General features: G+C 68.3%; 5 protein-coding genes. 3 read left to right on the top strand and 2 right to left on the bottom strand.

Going from position 1 to position 4,295, the window contains the following annotated elements; translation table 11 throughout:
- A partial coding sequence (locus AC04L7_RS13225) for a cation:proton antiporter domain-containing protein (protein ID WP_475513172.1) occupies positions 1–683 on the top strand: 683 nt, incomplete at its 5' end.
- An 18-nt stretch (positions 684–701) separates the two neighbouring features.
- Here the strand turns inward: AC04L7_RS13225 and AC04L7_RS13220 are convergent.
- On the bottom strand, positions 702–1,604 hold the full coding sequence (locus AC04L7_RS13220; RefSeq protein WP_435997563.1) for a LysR family transcriptional regulator: 903 nt from the start codon (positions 1,602–1,604) through the stop codon (positions 702–704).
- Positions 1,605–1,731: 127 nt separating this feature from the next.
- On the opposite strand from AC04L7_RS13220, the gene AC04L7_RS13215 reads away from it, so the two are divergent.
- A complete protein-coding gene (locus tag AC04L7_RS13215; protein WP_435997561.1) occupies positions 1,732–2,496 on the top strand; it encodes an SDR family NAD(P)-dependent oxidoreductase in 765 nt (254 codons plus the stop codon).
- Between the two features lie 188 nt (positions 2,497–2,684).
- On the opposite strand, the gene AC04L7_RS13210 is transcribed toward AC04L7_RS13215, so the two are convergent.
- On the bottom strand, positions 2,685–3,113 hold the full coding sequence (locus AC04L7_RS13210) for a VOC family protein (RefSeq protein WP_435997559.1): 429 nt from the start codon (positions 3,111–3,113) through the stop codon (positions 2,685–2,687).
- Positions 3,114–3,285: 172 nt separating this feature from the next.
- Here AC04L7_RS13210 and AC04L7_RS13205 point away from each other — a divergent pair.
- Positions 3,286–4,295, top strand: a 1,010-nt coding sequence (locus AC04L7_RS13205; protein WP_475513171.1) for a catalase, incomplete at its 3' end; no start/stop codon positions are given.

The following is a 4,295-nucleotide window of genomic DNA, read 5'->3' as shown; positions in this document are numbered from 1 at the left end:
GACTAGCCCTGCTGTTGCTCGCGGCGGAAGGCGGCTCACTGCTCGCCAGTGCATCACTGGTCACCGCACTCGCGATCGGCACGCTCGTGGTGCTCGCCTTCGCAGGCCGGCTGGCGCAGCGCGCGCAGGCGGTACCGCCGGCGTGGGCGATGTGGATGGCGCTGCCGCTGTTCCTCGTCGCCGGTGCATGGGCCAGTTCCCAGCTCGGCCTGCATGCGTTGCTCGGTGCGTATTTCGGCGGCGCGATGGTGCCGCCGGCCTGGTCGCGTCGCGTGCCGGTCGAACGCGTCGGCCAGATAGCCCTGATCGGCATCGCCCCCCTGTTCTTCGGCCACAGCGGTTTGAAGATCGATGGCAGCGTGCTGGGCTGGGCTTCGCTGCAGGCCTCGCTCGCGCTGCTGGTGGTGGCGGTGGCCGCCAAACTGGTCGCGGTGATCACCTGCCCGCCGTCTGCCACGCTGTCGCGCCGCGATGCGCTCGCGGTCGGCGCGCTGCTGCAATGCAAGGGCCTGATGGAAATCGTCGCGGCCACCATCCTGCGCGACAAGGGCCTGCTGTCCGAACACGCCTTCGCCGCGCTGGTCACCCTGGCCGTGTTGTCGACGCTGCTCACCGGCCCGTTCTTCCGTGCGCTGGTGAAACACCGCGCCACCGCCGACGCACGCGACCGCCAGACGGTGTAATCGCGCTACGCGTCGCGATCATGCATCCAGATAAGGCCGCGTCGTCTCCGTCAGCCACGCCATGAAGGCCTGCACGCGCTGCGGCAGGTGGCGGCGATGCGCGTACAGCAGCGTCACCGGCATCGGCTCCGCGGCGTATTGCGGCAGCACCTCCTCCAGCAGCCCCTGTTCCACCAGCGTGCGCAGGCCCGCGACCGGCGCCTGGATCAGGCCCAGGCCGGCGATGCACGCCGCTTCGTACGCATCGGAACTGTTGACCGTCAGCGCGCCTTCCATCGGCACGCTGGCGTAGCGCGTGCCGTCCCAGTATTCCCACCCATCGGGCTTGCCGCCGAACTGGCTGGAGTAATGGATCAGCCGATGCGCATGCAGATCGTCCGGCGACTGCGGCACGCCATGGCGTTGCAGGTACGCCGGGCTCGCGCAGGTCACCACGCGCAACTGGCCCAGCGGCCGCGCGATCAGACTGGTATCGGCCAGCGTGCCCACGCGCAGCACGCAATCGAAGCCTTCGCGCACGACATCGACGCGGCGGTCGGTGCAGCTCAGTTCCAGCGCGAGCTGCGGATGCTCGTGCAGGAACGCCGGCAGGTGCGGCAGCACGAAGTGCCGTGCGAAGCGCGCCGGCATGTCCACCCGCAACCGGCCGCGCAACGCCTGCGGCGAGCGCGCGAACAGGTGCTGCACCTCGTCCATGTCGGCCAGCAGGTCCTGGCAGCGCTCGTAGAAGGCCTGCCCGTCCTGGGTGAGCTGCACGCGCCGCGTGGTCCGGTGCAGCAGCTGTGTGCCCAGCCAGGCTTCCAGCTGCTGCACGGCGGTGGAGACGCTGGCCTTGGGCAGGCCCAGGCTGTCGGCGGCACGGGTGAAGCTGGCCATCTCGGCGACCCGGACGAAGGCCTGCATGGCATCGAGGCGGTTCATGGCGGCTCCGGCGATTGTTCGCTCTTGGCGAACGGTCCAATCAGTCTAAGCCGATTTATCCGCCCAATCCCGCCCAATACAGTGCCTCCACGGTGAATCCACCGCCTTCCCCGACTGGAGACCTGCCATGACCCCGACCACCTCCCCCCTCACCCTCATCACCGGCGGCAGCCGCGGCCTGGGCCGCAACATGGCGCTGGCCGTCGCCCGCCAGGGCCACGACGTGCTGATCACCTACCGCAGCCAGCAGGCGGAAGCCGAAGCCGTCGTCGCCGAGATCGAAGCCCTCGGCCAACGTGCCGCGTCGCTGCCGCTGGACGTCGGCCAGAGCGATACCTTCGACGCCTTCGCCGATGCCGTGCGTGCCCGCCTCACCGCCTGGGGCCGCGAACGTGTCGACCACCTGGTCAACAACGCCGGCATGGGCGTGCATGCGGGCTTCGCCGAAACCACGCGCGCGCAGTTCGATGCGCTGGTCGACGTGCACTTCAAGGGACCATTCTTCCTGACCCAGGCGCTGCTGCCGGTGCTCGCCGATAGCGGGCGCATCATCAACATCTCGTCCGGCCTGGCGCGCTTCGCCCTGCCCGGCTACGCGGCGTATGCGGCGATGAAGGGTGCGATGGAAGTGCTGACGCGCTACCAGGCGAAGGAACTGGGCGCGCGCGGTATCGCGGTGAACATCGTCGCGCCGGGCGCCATCGAAACCGACTTCGGCGGCGGCGCCGTGCGCGACAACGCGCAGCTCAATGCGTTCGTCGCCTCGCAGACGGCACTCGGCCGTGTCGGCGTGCCCGACGACATCGGTGGCGTGGTCGCCTCGCTGCTGTCGCCGGCCAACCGCTGGGTCAACGCGCAGCGCATCGAGGCGTCGGGTGGGATGTTTCTGTAACCCCGCGTGTGCAAGCGCCGTTCCCCTCTCCCTGCGTCAGCGGGGAGAGGGTGCCGAAGGCGGGTGAGGGGCGAACGGAACCCGCGCGAACGAAACATCCTCATGGTGTTTCCGCGTTCGGCGCTTGCCCCTCATCCGCCCTCCGGGCACCTTCTCCCCGCCTCGCGGGGAGAAGGCATCAGCAAGCCCTAGAACTCCACCTTCACCGACGCCGCACTGCGCCTCGCTTCGCCGTGGTACACCGCTTCGATGTTGTTGCCATCCGGGTCGAGCACGAACGCGCCGTAGTAGCCGGGATGGTAGTCGCGCAGGCCCGGCGCGCCGTTGTCCGTGCCGCCATGCGCCAGCGCGACCTCGTGGAAGCGATCGACCATCGCGCGATCCTGCGCCTGGAACGCGATGTGGTGGCGCCCCGTGAGCTTGCCGTCCGCCGCTTCGCTGCCGGCGGTGGAGACGAACAGCTCATCGGCCCAGAAGTAGCTCGCGTCCTCRCCGCCCATCGGAACGCCGAGCACGTCGAACACGGCGCGGTAGAAGGTCTTGCTGGCCTCCAGGTCGCGTACGACCAGCTGGATGTGGTCGATCAGGCGGCCGCGATGCAGTTCGTTGGTTTCCATTGCGTCAACTCCCGTGGACAGGGCGGCAGTGATGCCACCGGATGCGGACAGCCAGTGTCCGCGACCGTGCGTGTGCACGTCGTCAACCGCTCCTAACGCGGCCTGCACGCGGCCACGACGATGATGCGACTGGCCACCCCGAGTGGCCCCCACGTCGTCCAGGAGACCCCCGATGGCTGCGCGCAAATCCCCCGCGAAATCTTCCCCCCGCCCCACGGCCGACAACGCGGCGCGCGGCGAAGGCGGCGAACTCCACTTCAGCGCGGGCGGCAAGCATCCGCCGCTGACCACCAACCAGGGCATCCCGGTCAGCGACAACCAGAACTCGCTGCGCGCGCACGACCGCGGCCCCACGCTGCTGGAAGACTTCATCCTGCGCGAGAAGATCACCCACTTCGACCACGAGCGCATCCCCGAGCGCATCGTGCATGCACGTGGTACCGGCGCGCATGGCTACTTCGAACTGACGAAGTCGCTGAAGAAGTACACCACCGCGCGCGTGCTCACCGAAACCGGCGTGCGCACTCCCGTCTTCTGCCGCTTCTCCACGGTGGCCGGCGGCGCGGGCTCGGTCGACACGCCGCGCGACGTACGCGGGTTCGCGGTGAAGTTCTACACGCAGGAGGGCAACTGGGACCTGGTGGGCAACAACATCCCGGTGTTCTTCATCCAGGACGCGATGAAGTTCCCGGATCTGGTGCATTCGGTGAAGATGGAACCCGACCGCGGCTACCCGCAGGCCGGCAGCGCGCACGACACGTTCTGGGATTTCATCTCGCTGACACCGGAAGCCTTCCACATGATCATGTGGGCGATGAGCGACCGCACGATTCCGCGTTCGCTGCGGATGATCGAAGGCTTCGGCGTGCACAGCTTCCGCCTGCTGGATGCCAAGGGCAACAGCACCTTCGTCAAGTTCCACTGGCGGCCCAAGCTGGGCATCCAGTCGACCGTCTGGGACGAGGCGGTGAAGCTGCAGGCCGCCGACAACGACTTCCACCGCCGCGACCTGTTCGAGGCCATCCAGAAGGGCGACTTCCCGGAGTGGGAGCTGGCCGTGCAGCTGTTCAGCGAARAACAGGCGGACGCCTTCCCGTTCGATCATCTCGATCCCACCAAGCTGATTCCCGAAGAGCTCGTGCCGCTGACCGTGATCGGCCGCATGGTGCTGGACCGCTGGCC

Source organism: Pseudoxanthomonas sp. LjRoot204_2 (assembly GCF_056175765.1).
The sequence above is the reverse complement of the archived record's forward strand: the minus strand, read 5'-3'. Positions and strand labels throughout refer to the sequence as shown.